The sequence below is a fragment of the Gemella haemolysans genome (assembly GCF_012273215.1).
In the GTDB taxonomy this organism is placed as follows: Bacteria; Bacillota; Bacilli; order Staphylococcales; family Gemellaceae; genus Gemella; species Gemella haemolysans_A.
Map to the genome: position 1 here is coordinate 1,500,378 of NZ_CP050965.1, position 21,323 is coordinate 1,521,700.

The window sequence follows — 21,323 nt, forward strand, 5'->3', positions numbered from 1 at the left end:
AGAAATCTAATTAGATTTTCTATAATCTTGATGTTAGTTAGCTTAATATATTTAGTTTAGTATTTTTTATTTACCATTTAGAAAAACTTTTGTTGATCCATCTAAATATTTACCTGGTTTTGGAGTAGTTCCATTAAACGCTCCACTAGAGCTTTGGTGTTGTACAAGATATACTTGACCATTTTTTATAGTTACTCCCGCACCTACATCTTTAGCAGTTGCATCTAATAAAGTATTTCTGTGCCCATATGGATATGCCGCAACTACATTACCTATTTCTTTGAATAAAATATCAAATAATTGTTGTGCAACTTGTTCAGGTGTTCCCGAATCACTAGTTATTGCAATATTTGCTAAAATGTAGTTAGCATATCCTGCCGCTCTTGCCGCATTTGTTTCATATTGAATTGATCCATTTGGTCCATGAATATTCCCGTCAATTGCACGTGTTGTTACATCTGAACTTCTAAATTTAGAAGAAGAATTTAATGCTGCATTTTCAGATAAAGCTGGTAATCCATTAATGCTTCTTAATTGTGCAACTTTCGCTAAGAATGCTTTTCTTATTTGCTCTTCTCTAGTTCCTGCTGTTGGTGTTGCAGGTGTTTGTTGTTTTGCTTTTTCAGCTTCGGCTTCTTTTGCTGCTTTTGCTTTTGCCTCTGCTTCTTTAGCTGCTTTTAGTTCTGCAACTTTCTTAGCTTCTGCTTCTTTAGCTGCTTTTGCTTCTACTTCTTGTTTTACTTTAGCATCAGTCGCTGCTTTCGCGTCCGCTTCTTGTTTTATTTTAGCGTCAGCTGCTGCTTTTGCTTCTGCTTCTTTCTTAGCTTCTGCTTCTTTAGCTGCTTTTGCTTCTGCTTCTTGTTTTAATTTAACGTCAGCCGCTGCTTTTGCTTCTGCTTCTTTCGTCGCTTTTACTTCAGCTGCTTTCTTAGCTTCTGCTTCTTCTTTAGCTTTTTGTTCAGCTGTTACTTCTCTCTTCTCAGCAAGTTGATCTAAAGTTGTTTTCTTTTCAGTATTTTTATCTACTGGCTTAGTCGCTTGTTCTTGAGAATCAGCAACCTCTACATCATAGCTCACAACAGCGTTGAAAGTGTGATCCCCTAAAGTTACAACAGATTTAACAGTTTCTCTTTTAACTGCAGTATGTGGTAATTTTCTAGTAGGTACATCAGCATTTATGTCGATTTCATACTCTACTACTTCTCCTACTTTAATAGTCTCTTTTTTAACTACATATTCTTTTCTATCTTCTGTAGTTACTCGTGCAACTACATTAGTAACATTTTTAGCTGTTGTAAGTTTCACATAGTAGTGTCCATCTTTTTCATAAACACTAGCTTTTACATCTTTTTTATTAACATTAACTGCTGCATTATTAACTTCATTGGCAACTGTAACTGCTCCAGATGCTCCAACTAATAATACTAACCCTGTTAATATTCTTCTAGTCAATTTCGTCTTACTCATTAAATTTCTCCTAAAATTTATTGTTGAGTCAATTATATCTAATTTACGTATTTTAATCAATAGAATTTCTGATTTGTAATAATTCCCAATTTTCATTACAATTTTGTTACAACTTTTTATTTAATTATATTATTATTATAACGCGGTTTCACAGAATATAATTAGTTACAATTGTAGATATCAATAACACTAATGTCTTCAAATTGTAATATAAAAAAGCTAACTAACATCTAACTTTAGAAATCTAATTAGACTTTCAAAATCTTGATGTTAGTTAGCTTAATATTTTTAATTTTTTATCTTATACTGGTTGACCATTTCTGTAAATAGTATTTAATCCATCTAAATATTTACCTGCTTTTGGAGTAGTTCCATTAAATGCTCCATTAGAGCTTTGGTGTTGTACAAGATATACTTGACCATTTTTTATAGTCACTCCTGCACCTACATCTTTAGCAGTTGCATCTAATAAAGTATTTCTGTGTCCGTATGGATATTTAGCTACTACATTACCTTTTTCTTTGAATAAGATATCAAATAATTGTTGTGCCACTTGCTCTGGTGTTCCAGAATCACTTGTTATTGCAATATTTGCTAAAATAGAGTTAAGATATCCTGCTGCTTTTGCCGCATCTTTTTCATATTGGATTGATCCATTTGGTCCGTGAATATTTCCATCGATTCCACGAGTTGTTACATCAGCACTTCTATATTTTGAAGAAGAATTTAATGCTGCATTTTCTGATAAAGCTGGTAATCCATTAATATTTCTTAATTGCGCAACTTTTGCTAAGAATGCTTTTCTTATTTGTTCTTCTCTACTTCCTGTTGCTGGTGCTGCTGGTGTTTGTTGTTTCGGTTTTTCAGCTTCTGTTTTTGTAGTTGTAGCTGCTTTTTCCTCTTTAACTGCTTGTTTTTTTGTTTCAGCAGCTTTAGTATCTTCTTTAGCTGGAGTCGCTACTGCACTTCTGTCTGTTCCAGCAACTGGTATTGTTGGTTTTTCAGCTAAATCAGCTGGTTTATCAGATGGTTTCTCATTGTCTGAAGTATTTGGTCTAGCAACAGTTGTTTCAGCTGCTTTTGGAGCTTCAACTGGTTTTACATCTTCTGCAGGTTTAGTTGTATTTTCTGCAGGAGCTGTTGCTACTGGTTGTTCTGATTTAGTTGCAGCTTCATTTCCTTTTTCTTCATTATTAGTAGATGAAGCTGTTGGAGTTTCAGCCGCAGGAGGGTTAACAACTTTTTTATTTTCCTCTTGTTTTGCTTTTACTTCATCAGTTGCGATTTCATAACGAACATTAATATTAAAAGTATGTGTTCCTACTTTGTTAACTGCAGTAAATCCTTCTCTTTTAACTTCTGTACTAGGTAGTTTTCTTGTTGGAGCTTTCGCTGTCATATCTAATTCTACTACAACTTCTTCCCCAGCTTTAATAAGATCTTTTTTTAATACAAACTCAGATTTAGTTTCAGTTGTAATACGAGCAATAACATTTGCTACTTCTTTATCTGCTACTAGTTTTGTATAATAATGACCATTTAATTCATATACTTTTGCTTTTACGCTAGCTTTATTTACATCAACAGCTGCAGTCTTAACTTCAACTGCATTTGTTGGTAATGATGTTATACCTGTTAATAATACTAATCCTGTTAAAACTTTACTCGTTAACTTTATACCTTGTTTTTTCATTGATATATTCTCCTTATTTCATCGAAATCGTTTTAATTCTTAATTTAATAATTACTTCTACTTAATTATAATCATTCTAAATTTTATTATCAATAGATTTTGTATTTTGTAATACAAAATACATTTTGTAACAATTTAGAAATATTTAAAAATGAAGATAATAATTCAAATCAATGCAAACAACTTAATTACTTTATTTTTATTAGTTACTTTTAACTTCCATTTCTTTTGAAAATAAGAATTATTGTTCAAAAACGCTATTAAATTAATTTTTCAGATATTTATTAAATCTTTTTACTTAAAACTAAATTTAAAGTATATTTAAGGCTCAAGACTTATAATGTATTCATAACTAGTAAATAGTTATAAACTTCATAAACTTTCCTTTTCTATAAGAGACCGAGACAAATGTGCTCGGTTTTTTTTGTTTGCAAAGAAGGATAGAAGCTGATTTCATCAACTCCTATCCTTCTTTATTATAATATATATCCTCTTCTAAAATCTTACTTTGTTTGATTATTAATTCAGATTCTTCTATTACTACTATATTTAATTTACCTCCATAAACACAGCCACCATCAATATTTATTCGATTATCTTTTATTTCATAATAAGGATCTTCTTTAACAGGGCTGTGTCCATGAAATACTTTTTTATTATATTTCATCTCACTTGTTAAAAATGGTTCTCTTATCCAAACCATGTCACGATGTGTTTGATTCCAAAAGTTTTTATTAAAATCTACACCAGCATGCACAAAGTAATAATCTTCACTCTCGTACCTCGTAGGCAGATTTTGCAACCATTTTCTTAGATTTTTTTTATCTCTAGCAAATTTTTGAAAGTATTCTCTTCGTGATTCCGTTGTTGCTTCTGGATAAAAAGACTGTAATGTTGTTAATCCATTATTTCTAAAATAGTGGTTTTGTCTTTTTGAAGATGTATTGTCATACATTGCTTCTTTTATCGCTAAATTAAACATGTCTTCATGATTTCCCAATAAAACTACATGTTGTTTGTGAGCTTTTTGTAAATTATAAAAATATTCCCAAACTAATTTGGTGTTCCTACCTCTATCACACATATCGCCTAAACAAATTAGTTTATCTTTATTACTGTTGAATTCTACTTCGTCTAGTAGTTTATTCATCGTATAAAAACATCCATGTATATCTGAAATTACTATTGTTCTCATAAAAACACCTACTTCTTCATTTAATTCTTATATCTATAATAATAGAAAATAACTATAATGTAAATAGTATTGTTTTATTAACACTATTGAATTACATCGTTTACAATTTAATGCTTATTCTATAGGATATCATTTTTAATTAAACTTTTCACATGATATAATATTAGTAAATTACTATGAAAGGCGCAGCTTATGGAGAATAATTTACTTTGTTTTAAACGTACTTCAAACCTTACTGCTCTATCTCTTCCAAAAACCTATAGAGAGGGATTTTATACTAAACAAGGTGTTTGGACTAAGATGATAATAGTTAAAGGAAAAATGAAATTAAGCTTTCTAGATATAGAGAACAGCGTAATTAAACAGTGTTCTTTAAATAAAAATAGTGAAATTAGTCTCATTGAACCAGAAAGCATATTTAGAATTCATCCTAATTCTACTGACCTACAGTTTCACCTAGAGTTTTACTGTACAGCTGAGAATTACTTTTTTAACAAGTACGACCTAAGTCCGGCTCATCCGGAAATTGTTGCTGCAATGAAATACATAAAACCTTGCAAAACGTTAGACTTAGGTGCAGGTCAAGGAAAAAATTCATTATACCTTTCTTCATTAGATTTTAAAATTACTGCGGTCGATATTGATGCGAAATTCTTACAAGATCTTGCCGACATATCAATTAAAGAAAAGCTAAATCTTAATGTTTTTAAACACGATATCGTTGAAGCAAATATAAAGGATACATATGACTTTATATTCGCTACTGATGTATTTATGTATTTGAATCCAACAAGGATACACAGCATTATTGCTAATATAAAAAAACAAACTAATGATGGTGGATATAACTTGATTGTGAGCGCATTAAACAAAGCAGGTCATAGATGCCCTCCATTCCCATTTACTTTTATCGAAGGTGAGTTAAAAAACTATTATAATGACTGGAAGATAATTAAATATAATGAAAATCTTTCCGCTTCTCCTTACCCATACGCTATAATTCTTGCTCAAAAAATATCAGAATAAAAACTATCCCCACAAGAATATTCAAATTTTCTTGTGGGGCTCTTTTTCTATTCAATATTCTCTCTAATATCTTTTTGGTACCATACAACGTCATACCAACGATTAAATTTATAACCTACTTTTTCAAAGTGAGCTACTTTTCTAAATCCTCTCTTCTCATGAAATGATACACTACCTTCATCAGGATATGCTATACACGATGTTAATCTGCATATTCCTCTATCGTAAAGTTGTTTTTCAAGTTCACTATACAACTTCTCTCCAACACCTTTTCCACGAGCCTTTTCATCTAAATAAATCGTAATTTCAGCTGTCCATTTGTATGCTTCTTTCGGATAAAACTCACTAGCATATGCGTATCCTAATAAATCATCTCCTTCTTCAGCTACCAAAAATGGATAACTTTGAATTGATTTTGAGATTTTTTCTTCGAATTCGTGTACACTTGGTACAGTACAATCAAAAGTAATAGCCGTATGTTCAACATATGGTCTATAAATATTTACTAAATTTTCGGCATCTTGTAATTCAACCGTTCTAACATTTACCATTACTTATCTCCTTAAAACTTACTTCCTATAACTTCGTATAATTAAAATTATTTCCATAAGTGTTCATTCTTTTATAGATTTTCTTTCTTTATTTTTTCTAACAAAGCTGTGCATCCTTTAGTTACATCTTTAAATGTTGTTTTGAAGTCTCCTGTATACCACGGGTCGTCTATAATTCTATCTTCTCCAGCGTATTCTAGTAATTTTTTAACCTCACCAGCGTTTCTTCCTGCGATAAATTTCTTAATATTTTCTATATTACTATCATCCATTCCTACGATATAGTCTGCTTCTAAGTCATCATCGTTAAGAATACGAGAATACATTCCCTCTACTCCAATTCCAATTTTAGCAAGCTCTTTTCTAGTTCCACTATGAACAGGATTACCGTGTTCCCAACTACTAGTTGCTGCTGAATCTATTTGAATTTTTTCGCTTAGTCCTTCTTTTTCTACCATATCTCTAAATATTACTTCTGCCATAGGTGAACGACAGATATTTCCTAAACAAACAAATAATACTTTTACCATTTTTTCATTACCTCATTAATAATTAGTTTCTATTTTATTATAACATAAAGAGCTAAAATCGACATAATAAAGACATAAGCTCTTAACTCTCCTATTATTTAATTTTTATATTTTACGTGATATAATTAACTTAAACTTAGTCGTTAATAAGGAGATTAAAATGACAGAAAACTTAGTATGCTATAAAAGATTACCAAATTGGACTGCTCAAACACTTCCTGAGCCTTTTAGACATAAGCACAACACTAGAAAAGATGTATGGGCTAAATTAACTATTCTTAAAGGAAAACTACAATTTACAGAATTAACTGAAGATAACGAAGTTGTGAAGGAGCATATATTAACACCTAAAAGTAAGATTCCTTTCGTTGAACCACAAGCATGGCACCGCGTTGCACCTTTAACTGATGATTTAGAATGTTTCTTAGAGTTTTATTGCGAACCAAAAAATTATTTCGCAAACAAATATGATATTAATCCTGCTCATTCTGAAGTGGTAGAAGCCATGGAAACTATCAAACCTTGTAAGACATTAGATTTAGGATCTGGTCAAGGTCGTAACTCTTTATTCCTCTCTAAACTTGGTTTCGAAGTCACTGCGGTTGATAGTAATATTCCTGCTTTAGAATTTTTAATGGAGACTTCTAGAATTGAAAATCTAGATATCAAAATCGGTAGTTACGATATAAATACAGCAGCTCTTAGAAACACCTATGATTTCATACTTTCAACTGTTGTTTTAATGTTTATCGAAGAACGATCTATTCCGAGTGTAATAAAAAATATGCAAGAACAAACTAAAATCGGTGGTTATAATTTAATTGTTGCTGCTATGTCTACAGAAGATGCTCCTTGTCCTCTTCCTTTCCCCTTCACTTTTAAAGAAAATGAGCTTAAAGAATATTACAAAGACTGGGAATTTATTAAATATAATGAAGATTTTGGGCAACTCCACAAAACAGATGCTAATGGAAATAGATTTAAACTGCGTTTTGCTACTATGTTAGCTAAGAAAATTAAATAATTTTCTTTTGTAAGCTAGTTTTTTGACACCGTTATTAGTGGATGTTATAATTTTAATTAATCATTAAAACATTTGGGGTGCTTTTAGCTGAGATTATACCCATGAACCTGATGTTGTTAGTACAGCCGTAGGAAAATGTTTATATAACTATGTTTATTTTTAAGTATATGAAATTTAAAAGTACCTCTTGTTGTTTTAATGAATAAAATAACAGGAGGTTTTTCTTATGAAAAAATGGTCTACAAAAGACATAATTATTATAGCTTTAATAGGTTTCTTATTCGGAGGTATTTTTCTTGCAACAAGTTTAGTTTATGTTCCATTAAAAGCCGCTCTTGGAGCAATAGGGTACGCTCCTTTCGCAAACTCAATTTTATTTGGATTATGGGTAATGGCTGGTCCAGTAGCAGCGGCACTTATTCAAAAACCAGGAAGCGCAACTCTTGGGGAAGTTCTAGGCGCTCTAGCAGAAATGTTATATGGTTCATACTTTGGAGCTGCTGTTCTTATTTCAGGATTAGTTCAAGGCGTAGGCTCTGAAGTTGGTTTCTTCATAACTAGATACAAACGTTATGATACATTTTCTTTATTTCTTTCTGCTGTAGGCATTACACTATTTAGTTTCGCTTACAAATATTTCCAAGCTGGATACGAAGCATTTTCTGTACAAATGATTCTGGCACTTCTTTTAGTGAAATTTATCTCTGTATTCTTCTTTGGTGTTGTTTGTGTAAAACTAATTTTAAATATTGTTAATAAAGTACAAAAAAGCGGTAATAAATAATGAATATTATAGGAATCGATAATTTTTCTTTAAAAATTAAAGATAAAGTCTTATTTGATAATGTTAGTTTAAAAATAAAAGAACATAGTTGGTTAGTTTTAACTGGTAATATTGGTAGTGGTAAATCTACCCTACTTCGTACTATTTGTAAATTATATAAAGATAAATATGAGGGAGTTATTACATATAAAGAAAAAAATATAGCTGATATACCTATGCAAGAACATGTGAAGAATATAGGATATGTAATGCAACACGCTATAAATCAATTTGTCATGCCCACTTTAGAAGAAGAGATAATCTTTTCATTAGAAAATTTATGCTTAGACTCACAAGCGATTAACGAAAAACTGGAGTATGCTCTAGCAATTACAAAAACAAAAGATCTTGCGCACAAGCATATACATACACTATCAGGAGGAGAAAGACAACGCGCTGCATTCGCTGTAGCTTTAGCAATGGGCAGCGAAATATTAATATTAGATGAACCTTTTGCCAATGTTGATAAGAAAACTCGCAACTCTCTATTAACCTTACTTAAAGACTTGAACAACCATGGTGTGACAATAATAGTTTGCGATCACGAGTATCAACTGTATTTAAACTATGCAGATACTTTCTATCGCTTAACAAATGGGAATCTAGAATTAATAAAAAATCCTAGCTTTACACCTAAAAACTTAAATTTATGTAATAATATTAAAACGGATCAAATTCTGAGACTAGAAAATTTTAGGATTAGTCAAGGTAACAAAAAATTATTAAACACAACAGATTTCAAAATACACAAGGGAATTACTACCCTAACTGGGGATAATGGCACTGGAAAAACAACCTTATTACATGCTATTTCTCAACTTATAAAATATGATGGAAATATATACTTCAATAACTCAAAAATAAGAAAATCAAGAAAATTATACAAAAAAATAAGCACTTGTTTACAAGATGCATTTCAGCAGTTTATTAGTTTAATGCCTCGTGAAGAAATTTCTATACAAAAAGACATTTGGAATCATGCTACCTTATGGCAAGAACGACTTTTAAAAGAATTCGACTTAGAAAAAGAACTCGATAAAAGTTTATATTATTATAGCGGTGGACAAAGAAAACTTATTCAACTTATGTGTTTATTAAGTCAAAAAACTGAGTTGTTACTATTAGATGAACCCTTTACTCATCTAGATGAAAGAGCTTGTTCATTCATCATGGATTGGATAGAAGAGAATAAGAGACTTGTGGGACAGTCAGTTATTATTGTTAGCCATAGATTAGAACCACTAAACAATAGAAGTGATTATCATATCGAAATTTCGGGAAATACTTTACATTACTTAAAGGAGGATTATTATGCAGAAGAAAATAATTAGTCCTATTTTGGCCTTAATAATAGTAATATTAACTATTTGGATCTCTTTTAGTAAATTATTGGTTCTAAATTTCGTAATTATTGGTTCAACAATCTTATATTTTTGTCTATCAAGGCATTGGAAAAAGCTACTATATTTTATTCTTGTTCCTCTATTACCAGCATTGGGATCTGGATGGGCTATCATTGTTCATAGTTCTAATTATAAATTTGCTCTATTAATTTTTTCTAGAACATACAGTTTTGCTGCTTTAGGATTGAGTTTAGCAACATACGTATCTTTAGTAGAATTACTAAAGTACTTCGAACAACATGGACTCTCTTCAAATATAGTTTACGGACTCTTAGTAGTTATTCAAGCTTTACCAAGAATACAATACGAAACACAAATGATTACAAAATCAAGTCGTCTTAGAGGTGTCTTCTTACCTTTTTGGTCACCCTACTACTATGCAAAAGCTATATTTATAACTTTAACTTGGCAACCTCAAATCTCTGAAGCAATGACAGTGCACGCCTATGAGGATAATAAACAACGAACTCACTATAATAAATATGTTATTGATAAAAATAAAAGTATACTTATTATAGTACTTTTCACATTACTTTCTAGCACATTATTATTACTAAATAAATAGAAAGATGCCATCATGAATTTAATCCATGATGGCATTTTTATATTCAAAAAATAAAAAAAACTGGCGGGAATGTGTGGGAATCGAACCCACCCAAGAGGCTCTTAACCCCTCATACTAGTTTTGAAGACTAGAGAGCACACCAGAACTCATCCACTCCCAGGTATGTTTATATTATACAATAAATACTGCAAAAATGCAAGATGATATGTTAACGTATACAGAATGCTATTCCATTTATGAAATCACAATTATTCTCATATACCATAGTTATACCACTTACAACTAGTTTTTTACCACTTACCTAAAAGCTATTAATTTTTACGTTGAAATAATATATAATATAGCTATAAACATTTAGAAAGGAGACAATATGAAAATTAATATCGAACTAGATTCATCTCTTAAAGACATCGAACTTGTTATTAAAACACCTGACTTAAATAATGATGTAATATTAATTAAAGAATTAGTTGAAAAAGCTTTATTAAATTCTCAAAAAATAATTTTCTATAAAGGTGACTCAGAATATTTCATCCCGCTTGAATCAATATTATTTTTTGAGACTTCTGATAATAAGGTCTATGCTCATACTACAGATGAATTCTTCGAAGTGAAGTTTAAATTATATGAATTAGAACAGATAATTCCATTTTATTATTGTCGAATTTCTAAGAGCTCAATAATAAATACAAAAGTAATTTATTCGCTAGAAAAATCTTTTTCTGGTTCTAGTACCGCTTCTTTTTATGATTCTAAGAAGCAAGTCCATATATCAAGACATTACTATAAAATATTAAAAGACAAATTAAAAGAAATGAGGTAAAGAAAATGAGAAGAAATTTTATTGGATTATTTTTTATAATACTCGCTATAACTACTATACTTGATGGATTCAGTATTTTTCCAAACGGATCAATCTTCTTAGCTATATGTACAGTAGTTCTTGGATTTTTTGCAATTCGAGGTTTAATGGATTTTGATTCTTTTGGAACAATATTTCCACTAGCATTATTATTTTATGTTTATAATAAAAATTATCACTTTGCGAACATATCAGGATGGAAAATATTCTTAGTTGCTATTTTCCTTAGCATAGGTATTTCTATGATTTTACCTAGAAGATATAAATATAAAGAATTCAGAAAGATTTACAGAAAAAAAAGCTATCAAAAAATACATAATGGACACGATTATTCTGATGTAACATTTGGTGAAAATACACAGTATATAGATATAACTAAATCTGATTCTTTCACTACTTCTACTAAATTCGGAAGTACAAGTATCTATTTTGAAAAACTAGATACCTATCCGATAAAAAACTTTGAACTAAATGTATCTGTATCTTTTGGAGATTTAAAAATATATATTCCAAAAGAATGGGCTATTAAAAATAATACAAATAGTTTTTTAGCTAAAGTTCCAACAGATTCTAACAGCACTGCTAATGATGTTAAAATTATACTAAACGGTTCTGTTAATTTTGGAGAAGTTCATATTATTCAAATATAAAAAATAAACTCTCAAGATTGAAAACATCCTGAGAGTTTATTTTTTTATTCATTTGCAGATTTTTTTTGTTGTTCTCTTTTTTCTACTAATTTAGATAAGTAGATAGAACCAACCGTCAATAAAATTACTAATAATGATGCTATTAAAAATTCTTTACTAAAGACATTTGTACTAGTAGCTCCGAAGTTTAGAAATACTACTGTCCCTGGAATTATCCCAAGTACACTCGCAATCATATATTTTGTTAAACTTATATTAGTTAAACCATATCCATAATTTATCATATTATACGGTACTAATGGAATAAGTCTCAAAATTACTAGACTCATCATCAACTTTTCATCACTAACATTAAAAATTCTATCGTGTTGCTTCGGTGTCATTTTTTTCTTAAGGTAGTTTTTCACCCATTCACGCCCAAAACGACGAGAAATTACAAACATAATATAACAATTTAATGAAGCTCCAACGAAAGTTAGTAAACTTCCCTCAACAAAACCAAACGCTACTCCTCCAGCAACAGCAAGTATTGGAACCGGAAAGAAAAATACCGGTAAGAACATAAACATTAACACATAAATAATAGGTGCTAAAACACCAAAACTTTGAATAAACTCAGTCATTACTCTCCTCCTATTTAAAGTATACTGATACTTTTTCTAAAAATTCTAATTCTATATATGAGGATATTTTTTTAAAGGTACTATCATCCATCAGTATTTTATCATTTTCACTATACTGTCTAAATGCCATACTACACCAAGTAACTCCTCTCAGACAATTAAATATTAGATATCTTTCAAATCTTTCTCGATCAAAAGTGCGATATTTATTATACTCTTCTAGGAATTCATCAATTTCTTCTTTCAATAAAATAATATCAGTCTTCCAAAATGTTGTCGTCGGTGCTAGGAAGTGAGCTAAATCTTGTTCACACTCTCCTATTAATGCCTTCTCCCAATCAATAACATAACTATCTTCTTTTCCTTCTCCAATTAAGAAATTCCCTGAATTTAATTCTGTATTTATAATACATGGATTGGCTATACTATACTTTTCAGGTATAAGTGTCAGGCACTTTTCTAAGAATCTATTAATATAAGAACTAACTTTCTCATCAGCCTTATCCCAAGCTAAATATTCACCTGCCATTTGTTTACATTCATCAAACATTAATTGAAATGGATTTGCTGCATTGATTAAGTTATTGTCTCCATATGGTGTATTGTGAACCTTACTTAATAAATAAGCTGCAATATGCATATCTGTTTTATAATTAAGTGCTCTACCTTTTAAAAATTCCATCGTTAAATATTTATATGGCAGTAAACTTGTTTCTGTGACTAGTTCATAAGGTTTTGGTGTAACTCCACTATCTTTCAACAATTGTAGAGTCTCATATTCATACTCTATTTGATTTTCAAGATTCATCTGGCTCTTCATATTTATTCTAAGAACTTTTTTAAAATTCTTATCGTCAAAGGTAAAGTTAATATTATATTCTCCCGCACCTAGTAACTCAATATTCTCATAGCCTGATTCTGCAAGTAGAAGGTCTTCTTTTGTATCGATATCAAGTCCACTTTCACCTAGATAATAACTTAATCCTTGTTCTTTACAAACAGCAAGCAGATTCTCTAAAACACTGTTATCTCCGTAACTAGGAAGATCAAATACTTCTTTAATGGCTTTCTTCATACCTATTAAAAAGTACCCACCATCAATACTAGGGTTTATAACAATATCAAAATTATCTAATTTCTCAAAAGCAGTATTAATCATATCTTTTTTTAAATTATAGATATCAGAACCTAATAAAATCACCTTGTCACTAGTTTTTAATTCTTGTTCAATAGCATTATACATCTTATCACCAAGTGTTTTTCCTTCTTGATAAGAAAATTCTCTATTTTCTAAAATATCCTTCATCGTATTATCGTCACTAATCTGACCATCGTGATAAACTACTAATTCTTCTCCGCTTTCTTTTAAAAGTCTATAATTCAATTTCATTAATTTTTTTTGAATTTCAATAGCATTTTCTGGTGAAACAAAGTCATATAACCTTGTTTTTGTTGTACCCATCTTCGGTACTCTTGTAAAAAATATTATTTTGTTTTTCATCTCTGAAATTTTTCCTTTAATTTAATCTCTAAAATTATTCTAAATTTATAATCGATATTATATATAAAAAAGGATGACTCAATAACAATATTTCTAATTGAAATTTCGATTTTGAGTCACCCTGTACTTTAAATATTAATGATTATGCCCTGAATGATCATCTTTCTTATCTGAAGAGTGATTGTGTCCAGCATGTTCATCTTTCTTGTCTGAAGAATGATTATGTCCTTCATGACCATTATGTTCCCCATGTCCATCTTTACAATTTTCACAGTGACCTTACTTATGCTCTGCACCTTTTACTGCGTCACTTGGATCTTTACAGCAATCTGCAATTTCAAATTTATAACTGTGTTTTTTAGTTCCATAAATTGCATTACATACATTTTTGTATCCTAAATCAATAAGTTTTTGAGCTACTACTGAAGAACTATTTCCTGTAGAACTATATACATATATTGGTAATTCTTTGTTTTCTGGTAAAATTGATTTTAAATCATCTAATTTTTTAACATCGATATTTTTTGCTCCAGCTGCGTGACCTTTTTCAAAATCAGCTTTATCTCTTACATCTAAGAACACATTGTTTGCAACTGTGTCTAATAATGCATCTTGGAATTTACCGCTACTTAATGATGAATATTTTACAAGATCATAATTATAATCTTTTAAATTTTGAGCTCCAGAAACATCTTTAAACCCTTGTTTTGTTAGTTTTTCTACAGCATCTTTTGTTTTATCAGATTTATCACTATAAATAACTACTTTCTTCTCTCTCCATGTACGAATTTCTTCTATACTTTTATCTATTTTTGACAATGGAATATTAATTGCATGTTTAAGGTGTCCTTCCTTATAAGAAGCCTCATCTCTTACATCAATAACTAGATAGTTTTCTTTTTCCTTATCATCTTTTTGAATTTTGTTTAACTCTTCACCTTTCAATTCTTTTGCAGACGAAGTAGTTGAACATCCTACTAAAGCTAATGATAAGACCGCTGACATACTTACAGCTAAAAACTTATTATATTTCATTTATTTTTCTTCCTCTCCTTATTTAATAAAAGACAAGGTAGTACCTTAAATTTTTGTGTATTTACGTAGAACCTCATCTTATATTAGTATAACTTAAAAATAGTTTTTTTTCTAATAAATAATTTTATTTTTTACTGTTTTTTATAATATTTCTTTAAAATTTATAATCGTGTTCTTTTGTACCATCCCATGCATTATACACATTTGTATAACCAAGTTCTACTGCTTTTTGAGCTGCTTTTGAAGAACGGTTTCCGCTATAGCAGTATGTATAAACTGGTGCATTTTTATCGGCTGGTAATAATGCTGCTAAGTCTTTATCAATGTTTTTAACATCAATATTTTTCGCTCCAGATACGTGCCCTTTTTCATAATCTTTTGCTTCACGAACATCAATAAATGTTCCTTCTTTTTTATCGATTGCAGCTTGGAAGTCACCTGCTAATAATGTTGTAAATTTAACTATTTCATAGTCTTTATAGTCTTTGACACCTTGTGCATTAGAAACTTTTTTAAATCCTGCTTTTACAAGTTTATCAGCAGCTTCTTTACTTTTCTTACCAGTATTACAAACTGTTACTACTTCTTTATCTTTCCATGCACTTAAGTGTTCTGCATGTTTTTCAATATCAGCTAATGGAATATTGATTGCGTGTTTTACATGACCTTCTTTGTATTCTTTAGCATCTCTTACATCGATAACAAGATATTTTTCTTTTTCTTTGTCATCTTTTTCTATTTTATTTAATTCTTCCCCTTTTAGTTCTTTTACAGCAACTGTCCCATTGTTACTGCTTGAGCTACTATTCGAAGCTGAAGAACAACCTGCTAAAGATAAAGATAATACGGCTGCCATACTGACAACTAATAATTTATTGTATTTCATAATTTTAACTCCTTTGTTATTGCTTTCATACATAGTATAACAAATCAAATTCATTCAATCAACATTACAAATTAGAGAAACAAAGAAATATTTTACTTATTTATCAAAATTCCAGCTTTACATAAAAATAAAATAAAGCCTATAAATAAAACATTTATAAACTTTATTGAACACCTTATTTTTTTAATACTTTCTTTATATTCAGAAAAATAATAATATTTTTTATAACTTATCTAATTCTGTAAAAAATTGTTTTATATCCTTAACTTTATATCCAGTATAAGCCGCTAACTCATCATCGAAATGCCATTTTTTCTCAATCAAACATGTTTTTAAACCTAATTTTTTAGCTGGTTTTATATCATGATATAATGAATCACCTATCATCATCGTTTCCTCAGGTAATAATTCTTCAGATTCAAGAACATTTATAAAAGCTCCTTCTTTGGGCTTACTTATATGGGTTTCTCCTGAAATATATAGTTTAAAAACTCCTTCTAAGCCTAATTTTTTCAATTTCAATCTTTGTTCCTGCGATTTTCCATTCGTTAAGATAATCATATTATATTTTTCTTTTAATTTATCTATCCACATATTCACCTCTTCATCAGGTTCTATCAATGCCAAGATAAATTCAAATTGCTTATCATAATAAAACTTACAATCTTCATTACTAAGTTCCACACCAAGTTTTGTCAAAGTTAATTTTAATCGTTTATTTCTAAGCTCTATCAATCTTAATTTCCCTTGAACTACTTCTTTAACCAACTTGTTATTTATGCTTTTGTAAAGTTTGAAAAAATCATCATAATTTATTAGCTTATTGTATTCTAAATACTCAAATACTAATTTATTTGATTTTTTCCATATATCACTAAAATCATATAGAGTATTATCTAAATCGAAAATTAAATTTTTTATCTTAGTCATCAATTTCACCTCCATTCTTTATGATGAATATAATCTATATTGTACATTTGAAAAAGCTAAATTCCAAGTAAAATCACTTGGAATCTAGCTTTTATTTATCTTCTTCTAAATATCTTATTACAGGCCTTGCTTCATAAACTATAGTTCCATCTGGAACACTATGTTTTACTACTGCATTAGCTCCAATTTTAGAATTTTTTCCTATTGTTATATTTCCTAAAACCTTCGCCCCTGCACCTATCATAACATTATCTCCAATAGTCGGATGCCTCTTTATGGGATCTAATGTAGTACCTCCTAAAGTAGTTCCATGATACATGGTAACATTATCTCCAACTATCGCAGTTTCTCCTATTACTACGCCCATTCCATGATCGATAAATAATCCTTTACCAATTTCTGCTCCAGGATGTATTTCAATTCCAGTCAATCTTCTCGCTCTTTTTGATAAAAGGCGAGCCATTGTATGCCATCCTTTTTTATACAATTTATGTGAAAAGTAGTGATAATTTAGAGCCTTTATGTGAGGATATGTAAGATAAATCATTAGTTTCGACTCTGCTGCAGGATCGTCTTTTAAAACTCGATTTAAATTGTAATTTAAATTCTCAAAATAACCCATTACACTTCTACATGTGTAACATCTTCGAAATCAAGGACAGATAAATATTTATCAACCCCATCAGGTAAGATAGTTACAATGTTTTTACCTGGATATTTTTCAGCTGCTTTCTTAGCTCCAACAATTGCAGCTCCAGATGAAATACCAATACCTATTCCAGTAGAACGTAAGAAGTTTTTAGTTTCTTCTATTGCTTCATCACTTGTTACTGTAAATATATCATCCATATATTCTTTTTTGAAGTTTTCTGGAATAAACCCTGTTCCAATTCCTTGGATTTTGTGCGGCCCGCCATGACCTTCACTAATAGCTGGTGATTCTGCTGGTTCTACAGCAATTGATAATACCTCTGGTTTATTTTCTTTTAAATATTTAGCAACACCTGTAAATGTTCCTCCAGTTCCAACTCCAGCAACAAAGATATCAATATTAGGTACTTGTTCTAATATTTCACGTCCTGTTGTTTTGTGGTGATATCCTGGGTTAGCAGGATTATCAAATTGACTTAGAGAAATAGCATTGCTATATTTTTCACGAATTTCTGCAGCTTTTTCGATTGAACCTTTAATTCCTAATTCTTTTGGTGTTAAAATTAATTGTGCTCCGTATGCTTTAATAATATTACGTCTTTCAATACTCATGCTTTCTGGCATAATTACCACAGCTTTTAATCCTAAAACAGAAGCTAAAATAGCTACAGCTATACCTGTATTACCACTAGTTGGTTCAACAAGGATAGTATCTTTATTAACCGCACCTTGAGAAATAGCTTCTTCTAACATACCAAGCACAGCTCTATCTTTAACGCTTCCTCCTAGATTGTATTTTTCTAGTTTCACAAAAATATTTGTGTTATCTAGTTGATATACGGGTGTGTTACCCACGAATTTTAATGATGATGAAATCATAAAATCCCTCCTCTTCTGACTTTATAATAAATAACTTTTGTTATTTGAATAAGATTATAACATAAGTTCTTAATGAAAACAAAGTAATTAATCTGACTTTTTTTATCGTTTTCATTTCAATTTTATTATTTGATTTTTAAAAAATATGATAATACTAATATTCAAAATTTATAAAATTCCAATTTACAGTATATTTTACCTAATAACTATTTATATAAATTACTACAATATCGCTAAAATAATAACTAAAAATATATAAAAAAAACATAACAAGTAAAAATAATTACTCATTATGTTTAATAATATTGCTCATATCATCTGGTAAATTTGTACATACATTTACCTTTTCTCTAGAAATTGGATGGATAAACGCTAAGTTACTACAATGAAGTGCTTGCCTACTTATTAAGCTAATATCTCCACCATACAACTCATCACCCAGAAGTGGATACCCTAAGTATTTCATATGTACCCTTATCTGGTGAGTTTTTCCTGTATAAAGCTTCAATCTAATAACATTAATATCATTTTTAATATTGTGTTTTTCTGACCAATATTCAGTCTTAGCATACTCTCCGCCTTCTCCCACCTCACGTTCTATAATACTAGAACTCACTCGACGTATAGGAGCTTCAAGAATACCATGATCTTTTATTTTCCCATTTATTAACGCCGTGTAATACTTATCTATCTCCATATTACTAAATAATGCATGGATATGTCTATGTTTAGCTATTAATACTAAGCCGGATGTGTTTTTATCAAGGCGTGTTACTATATGAGGAATTGAATTAATATTTTTTTCTCTAAAATAGTAATTGACTCTTTCTAATAAAGACTCGTCTTCAGCATTTCTAGATGGTATTGAAGGTAGATTAATTTCTTTGTTCACAACTAAAAAATAGTCATCTTCATACACAATATCGATAGGTTTATCTATAAATCTAACAAATTCACTATAGTTTTCACTAGGAAGTGTAATCTCTACAATGTCACCTTCTTTTAAGATATATCTAACATTTTCTTCCTTGCTATTTACTTTTATACTGCCATCATTATCGAACTTTATTCTCGTAAGAGTTTTTCTTGAAATATTGTTTTCCAGAAGAAATTCTCTTAATACTTGTTCATTTTTAACTACATACTTCAAAATAATATTAGTCATTTTTTATAAATGATCTCTTCACTCGTTGCCAAAAACTGTCATCATTATAACGAATAAAAGAAACTTTCTTATCCTTTGCTAAAGTAATTTTTATTTTTGAAACACTATCATAATTAAAATGCATATGATCTACTGTAATACGATGATTTTCCTTATCTATCGGTTTAATCATAAGTTCGTCATCTTGAGATAATATTAAAGGATTTCCTAATGTTCTATAAACAAGATTATTTAATGCTGCTATTTCGGTTACTTGATACAATGGTAACTGTGGGTGAATTACCGCTCCACCTAGACTCTTGTTATATGCAGTTGAACCTGTAGGCGTACTAATACATAGCCCATCTCCTCTAAAACTTTCAAAGTGCACACCATTAATATATACCTTAGCTGAATATGTGCTTCCAGTATGATTATTAACTGTAATTTCATTTAAAGAATAATAATCTGAAACTAAATCTCCATTTGAACAATATGCTTTTACTCTTAATAAAGGATATTCTTCAATTTTCGGTTTTAAAGCTAACATATCAAAAAAGATTCTTTCGTAGTTTTGAACTGAGTAGTCCGTATAAAATCCTAAGTGTCCTGTGTGAATAGATAAGAATTTGATATTATCTAAATTATCCATATACTTATTAAATGTTCGCAGTACGGTACCATCTCCACCAACAGCAAAAACATAATCAGGATTCTCTTTATCTTCTTTCATATCACTAGATAGAAGAAACTCTTTTAACTTCAAACCTATCTTTTCTGATATTTCGTCATGTCTGACCTCTACACTAAATTTACCTTCTAACATTTTGATCTTCACCCATTATTTTTTCATAGTTTTCTAACCATACATCTGCAAAATCTGGTGCAAGCGCTCCGTGATTTTTATCAATCCATTCTTGAAGTTTGTTTACATTATATTTTAATATTTTATCTATTTTTTCTCCATACTGATAACGTGCTTTATTTTGATTATATTCGTCTTCATCTAGTAGGAAATATTTTCCATCTGGATATTTTTTTATGTCCAAATCATAGTCAATATATTTTACTCCATCAACGTCATAAGCAAATGGACTACTTAAATTTGAATAATAGTGAACTCCATCTTCTCTAAACATGCAAATTATATTAAACCAACATTCATTATGGAAATAAACTAGTGCTATCTCTTTTGTAACCCATGTTCTTCCATCACTTTCTGTCACAAGTGTTCTATTGTTTGCTAAAATTAGAACTTGTTCATCCGCTTCTAGTACAACATTCTTGTGCCAAATTCTATGAATAGATCCATCATGTTTATACGCTATAATTTTTACTACATCACCTTTTTTAGGCTTTTCTCCTCTGTACATAGTGCCTCCTTTCATACTCATTTTTAATGTCTTTTTAATTATAACACATTTAATATATTTCATTCTACTGTAATAACTATTTTTTTATAAATTTCTAAAACTAATGGATCTCTGTTTTATTAATAACAAAAAAGCAACTTCAAAATTTTTCTTAAACTCAATTTTGAAATTGCTTTTTGTATTTATATTCTATTCATAATCAATGACACCAAGAGCAATCTTAGCATATCGTGACATTTTATCTTTAGTCCATGCTGGTTCCCAAACTATATTTACATCTACTTTCTCTATCTCATCGACACCTAGCATAGCTGTTTCCACTTGCTCGATGATAATAGGAGCTAAAGGACACCCCATAGATGTTAAAGTCATATCGACTATAGCGTGCTTATTGTCATCGCTCATCTTAACATCATATACTAATCCTAAGTTCATTATATCAATACCAAGCTCAGGGTCTATTACATTTTCTAACGCTTCTATTACTCTATCTTTTAATGTTTCCATTTCTT

23 protein-coding genes, 1 tRNA gene and 1 riboswitch are annotated in these 21,323 nt (G+C 29.8%); of the genes, 7 read left to right on the forward strand and 17 right to left on the reverse strand.

The genetic code is table 11. The annotated features are described in order from the left end of the window. Positions 1–66: 66 nt before the first annotated feature. The 3 genes from FOC48_RS07170 to FOC48_RS07180 form a co-directional block, all read right to left on the reverse strand. A complete protein-coding gene (locus FOC48_RS07170; RefSeq protein ID WP_172497913.1) occupies positions 67–1,467 on the reverse strand; it encodes a CAP domain-containing protein in 1,401 nt (466 codons plus the stop codon). A 301-nt stretch (positions 1,468–1,768) separates the two neighbouring features. Beyond that, positions 1,769–3,160, reverse strand: a complete 1,392-nt coding sequence (locus tag FOC48_RS07175; protein WP_003147373.1) for a CAP domain-containing protein — start codon at positions 3,158–3,160, stop codon at positions 1,769–1,771. Positions 3,161–3,623: 463 nt separating this feature from the next. After that, positions 3,624–4,355, reverse strand: a complete 732-nt coding sequence (locus tag FOC48_RS07180) for a metallophosphoesterase family protein (RefSeq protein WP_003147374.1) — start codon at positions 4,353–4,355, stop codon at positions 3,624–3,626. A gap of 192 nt (positions 4,356–4,547) precedes the next feature. Here FOC48_RS07180 and tehB (FOC48_RS07185) point away from each other — a divergent pair, with 192 nt between their 5' ends. Beyond that, a complete protein-coding gene (gene tehB / locus FOC48_RS07185; protein ID WP_003147375.1) occupies positions 4,548–5,381 on the forward strand; it encodes a tellurite resistance methyltransferase TehB in 834 nt (277 codons plus the stop codon). Between the two features lie 47 nt (positions 5,382–5,428). On the opposite strand, the gene FOC48_RS07190 is transcribed toward tehB (FOC48_RS07185), so the two are convergent. Next, positions 5,429–5,932, reverse strand: a complete 504-nt coding sequence (locus FOC48_RS07190; RefSeq protein WP_003147376.1) for a GNAT family N-acetyltransferase — start codon at positions 5,930–5,932, stop codon at positions 5,429–5,431. 71 nt (positions 5,933–6,003) lie between these two features. Then, entirely contained in the window at positions 6,004–6,462 is a 459-nt protein-coding gene (locus tag FOC48_RS07195; protein ID WP_003147377.1) for a low molecular weight protein-tyrosine-phosphatase, read from the reverse strand. Positions 6,463–6,622: 160 nt separating this feature from the next. Here FOC48_RS07195 and tehB (FOC48_RS07200) point away from each other — a divergent pair, with 160 nt between their 5' ends. The 4 genes from tehB (FOC48_RS07200) (at position 6,623) to FOC48_RS07215 (ending at position 10,277) form a co-directional block, all read left to right on the forward strand. Next, positions 6,623–7,486 carry an SAM-dependent methyltransferase TehB gene (tehB, locus tag FOC48_RS07200; protein WP_003147378.1) on the forward strand — a complete coding sequence of 288 codons (864 nt, stop codon included), beginning with the start codon at positions 6,623–6,625 and terminating at the stop codon, positions 7,484–7,486. Positions 7,487–7,549: 63 nt separating this feature from the next. Continuing rightward, positions 7,550–7,637, forward strand: a riboswitch (TPP riboswitch). A 75-nt stretch (positions 7,638–7,712) separates the two neighbouring features. Beyond that, on the forward strand, positions 7,713–8,270 hold the full coding sequence (locus FOC48_RS07205; protein WP_003147379.1) for an ECF transporter S component: 558 nt from the start codon (positions 7,713–7,715) through the stop codon (positions 8,268–8,270). Further along, positions 8,270–9,640: an ABC transporter ATP-binding protein gene (locus tag FOC48_RS07210; protein ID WP_003147380.1), complete on the forward strand. Its 1,371-nt coding sequence runs from the start codon at positions 8,270–8,272 to the stop codon at positions 9,638–9,640. Before FOC48_RS07205 ends, FOC48_RS07210 begins: the two co-directional genes overlap by 1 nt. Continuing rightward, positions 9,621–10,277, forward strand: coding sequence for an energy-coupling factor transporter transmembrane component T (locus FOC48_RS07215; protein ID WP_003147381.1), 657 nt, complete (start codon positions 9,621–9,623; stop codon positions 10,275–10,277). The genes FOC48_RS07210 and FOC48_RS07215 overlap by 20 nt, the downstream gene beginning before the upstream one ends. Before the next feature lie 61 nt (positions 10,278–10,338). On the opposite strand, the gene FOC48_RS07220 is transcribed toward FOC48_RS07215, so the two are convergent. Continuing rightward, a tRNA-Sec gene (locus tag FOC48_RS07220) sits at positions 10,339–10,435 on the reverse strand. A 212-nt stretch (positions 10,436–10,647) separates the two neighbouring features. On the opposite strand from FOC48_RS07220, the gene FOC48_RS07225 reads away from it, so the two are divergent. Together FOC48_RS07225 and FOC48_RS07230 are read left to right on the forward strand one after the other, a co-directional pair. Continuing rightward, positions 10,648–11,100, forward strand: a complete 453-nt coding sequence (locus FOC48_RS07225; RefSeq protein WP_003147382.1) for a LytTR family DNA-binding domain-containing protein — start codon at positions 10,648–10,650, stop codon at positions 11,098–11,100. Positions 11,101–11,105: 5 nt separating this feature from the next. After that, positions 11,106–11,789, forward strand: a complete 684-nt coding sequence (locus FOC48_RS07230; RefSeq protein ID WP_003147383.1) for a LiaF transmembrane domain-containing protein — start codon at positions 11,106–11,108, stop codon at positions 11,787–11,789. A 44-nt stretch (positions 11,790–11,833) separates the two neighbouring features. Here FOC48_RS07230 and FOC48_RS07235 read toward each other — a convergent pair whose 3' ends face one another. From FOC48_RS07235 to FOC48_RS07285, 11 genes are all read right to left on the reverse strand, one after another. Then, on the reverse strand, positions 11,834–12,412 hold the full coding sequence (locus FOC48_RS07235; RefSeq protein WP_003147384.1) for a TVP38/TMEM64 family protein: 579 nt from the start codon (positions 12,410–12,412) through the stop codon (positions 11,834–11,836). Positions 12,413–12,422: 10 nt separating this feature from the next. Further along, on the reverse strand, positions 12,423–13,913 hold the full coding sequence (locus FOC48_RS07240) for a TIGR04282 family arsenosugar biosynthesis glycosyltransferase (RefSeq protein WP_003147385.1): 1,491 nt from the start codon (positions 13,911–13,913) through the stop codon (positions 12,423–12,425). Between the two features lie 279 nt (positions 13,914–14,192). Then, positions 14,193–14,948 (reverse strand): rhodanese-like domain-containing protein, encoded by a 756-nt coding sequence (locus FOC48_RS07245; RefSeq protein ID WP_003147386.1) that lies wholly within the window; start codon positions 14,946–14,948, stop codon positions 14,193–14,195. 154 nt (positions 14,949–15,102) lie between these two features. Then, a complete protein-coding gene (locus FOC48_RS07250) occupies positions 15,103–15,834 on the reverse strand; it encodes a rhodanese-like domain-containing protein (protein WP_003147387.1) in 732 nt (243 codons plus the stop codon). A 222-nt stretch (positions 15,835–16,056) separates the two neighbouring features. After that, complete coding sequence (locus FOC48_RS07255; RefSeq protein ID WP_003147388.1) at positions 16,057–16,764, reverse strand: HAD family hydrolase; 708 nt, start codon at positions 16,762–16,764, stop codon at positions 16,057–16,059. Positions 16,765–16,855: 91 nt separating this feature from the next. After that, complete coding sequence (gene cysE, locus FOC48_RS07260) at positions 16,856–17,386, reverse strand: serine O-acetyltransferase (protein ID WP_003147389.1); 531 nt, start codon at positions 17,384–17,386, stop codon at positions 16,856–16,858. Beyond that, positions 17,386–18,294, reverse strand: coding sequence for a PLP-dependent cysteine synthase family protein (locus FOC48_RS07265; protein WP_003147391.1), 909 nt, complete (start codon positions 18,292–18,294; stop codon positions 17,386–17,388). The genes cysE and FOC48_RS07265 overlap by 1 nt, the downstream gene beginning before the upstream one ends. A gap of 283 nt (positions 18,295–18,577) precedes the next feature. Next, on the reverse strand, positions 18,578–19,459 hold the full coding sequence (locus FOC48_RS07270; RefSeq protein ID WP_003147392.1) for an RluA family pseudouridine synthase: 882 nt from the start codon (positions 19,457–19,459) through the stop codon (positions 18,578–18,580). After that, positions 19,452–20,264 carry an NAD kinase gene (locus tag FOC48_RS07275; protein WP_003147393.1) on the reverse strand — a complete coding sequence of 271 codons (813 nt, stop codon included), beginning with the start codon at positions 20,262–20,264 and terminating at the stop codon, positions 19,452–19,454. Before FOC48_RS07275 ends, FOC48_RS07270 begins: the two co-directional genes overlap by 8 nt. Then, positions 20,251–20,811 carry a DUF402 domain-containing protein gene (locus tag FOC48_RS07280; RefSeq protein WP_003147394.1) on the reverse strand — a complete coding sequence of 187 codons (561 nt, stop codon included), beginning with the start codon at positions 20,809–20,811 and terminating at the stop codon, positions 20,251–20,253. The genes FOC48_RS07275 and FOC48_RS07280 overlap by 14 nt, the downstream gene beginning before the upstream one ends. Positions 20,812–21,000: 189 nt before the next feature. After that, positions 21,001–21,318 carry a metal-sulfur cluster assembly factor gene (locus FOC48_RS07285; protein WP_003147395.1) on the reverse strand — a complete coding sequence of 106 codons (318 nt, stop codon included), beginning with the start codon at positions 21,316–21,318 and terminating at the stop codon, positions 21,001–21,003. Positions 21,319–21,323: the final 5 nt, after the last annotated feature.

Excerpts from the sequence above, each read along its gene's own strand:
- FOC48_RS07170 (WP_172497913.1), bottom strand. The coding sequence starts at position 1,467 with ATGAGTAAGACGAAATTGACTAGAAGAATATTAACAGGGTTAGTATTA.
- FOC48_RS07175 (WP_003147373.1), bottom strand. The coding sequence starts at position 3,160 with ATGAAAAAACAAGGTATAAAGTTAACGAGTAAAGTTTTAACAGGATTA.
- FOC48_RS07180 (WP_003147374.1), bottom strand. The coding sequence starts at position 4,355 with ATGAGAACAATAGTAATTTCAGATATACATGGATGTTTTTATACGATG.
- tehB (WP_003147375.1), top strand. The coding sequence starts at position 4,548 with ATGGAGAATAATTTACTTTGTTTTAAACGTACTTCAAACCTTACTGCT.
- FOC48_RS07190 (WP_003147376.1), bottom strand. The coding sequence starts at position 5,932 with ATGGTAAATGTTAGAACGGTTGAATTACAAGATGCCGAAAATTTAGTA.
- FOC48_RS07195 (WP_003147377.1), bottom strand. The coding sequence starts at position 6,462 with ATGGTAAAAGTATTATTTGTTTGTTTAGGAAATATCTGTCGTTCACCT.
- tehB (WP_003147378.1), top strand. The coding sequence starts at position 6,623 with ATGACAGAAAACTTAGTATGCTATAAAAGATTACCAAATTGGACTGCT.
- FOC48_RS07205 (WP_003147379.1), top strand. The coding sequence starts at position 7,713 with ATGAAAAAATGGTCTACAAAAGACATAATTATTATAGCTTTAATAGGT.
- FOC48_RS07210 (WP_003147380.1), top strand. The coding sequence starts at position 8,270 with ATGAATATTATAGGAATCGATAATTTTTCTTTAAAAATTAAAGATAAA.
- FOC48_RS07215 (WP_003147381.1), top strand. The coding sequence starts at position 9,621 with ATGCAGAAGAAAATAATTAGTCCTATTTTGGCCTTAATAATAGTAATA.
- FOC48_RS07225 (WP_003147382.1), top strand. The coding sequence starts at position 10,648 with ATGAAAATTAATATCGAACTAGATTCATCTCTTAAAGACATCGAACTT.
- FOC48_RS07230 (WP_003147383.1), top strand. The coding sequence starts at position 11,106 with ATGAGAAGAAATTTTATTGGATTATTTTTTATAATACTCGCTATAACT.
- FOC48_RS07235 (WP_003147384.1), bottom strand. The coding sequence starts at position 12,412 with ATGACTGAGTTTATTCAAAGTTTTGGTGTTTTAGCACCTATTATTTAT.
- FOC48_RS07240 (WP_003147385.1), bottom strand. The coding sequence starts at position 13,913 with ATGAAAAACAAAATAATATTTTTTACAAGAGTACCGAAGATGGGTACA.
- FOC48_RS07245 (WP_003147386.1), bottom strand. The coding sequence starts at position 14,948 with ATGAAATATAATAAGTTTTTAGCTGTAAGTATGTCAGCGGTCTTATCA.
- FOC48_RS07250 (WP_003147387.1), bottom strand. The coding sequence starts at position 15,834 with ATGAAATACAATAAATTATTAGTTGTCAGTATGGCAGCCGTATTATCT.
- FOC48_RS07255 (WP_003147388.1), bottom strand. The coding sequence starts at position 16,764 with ATGACTAAGATAAAAAATTTAATTTTCGATTTAGATAATACTCTATAT.
- cysE (WP_003147389.1), bottom strand. The coding sequence starts at position 17,386 with ATGGGTTATTTTGAGAATTTAAATTACAATTTAAATCGAGTTTTAAAA.
- FOC48_RS07265 (WP_003147391.1), bottom strand. The coding sequence starts at position 18,294 with ATGATTTCATCATCATTAAAATTCGTGGGTAACACACCCGTATATCAA.
- FOC48_RS07270 (WP_003147392.1), bottom strand. The coding sequence starts at position 19,459 with ATGACTAATATTATTTTGAAGTATGTAGTTAAAAATGAACAAGTATTA.
- FOC48_RS07275 (WP_003147393.1), bottom strand. The coding sequence starts at position 20,264 with ATGTTAGAAGGTAAATTTAGTGTAGAGGTCAGACATGACGAAATATCA.
- FOC48_RS07280 (WP_003147394.1), bottom strand. The coding sequence starts at position 20,811 with ATGTACAGAGGAGAAAAGCCTAAAAAAGGTGATGTAGTAAAAATTATA.
- FOC48_RS07285 (WP_003147395.1), bottom strand. The coding sequence starts at position 21,318 with ATGGAAACATTAAAAGATAGAGTAATAGAAGCGTTAGAAAATGTAATA.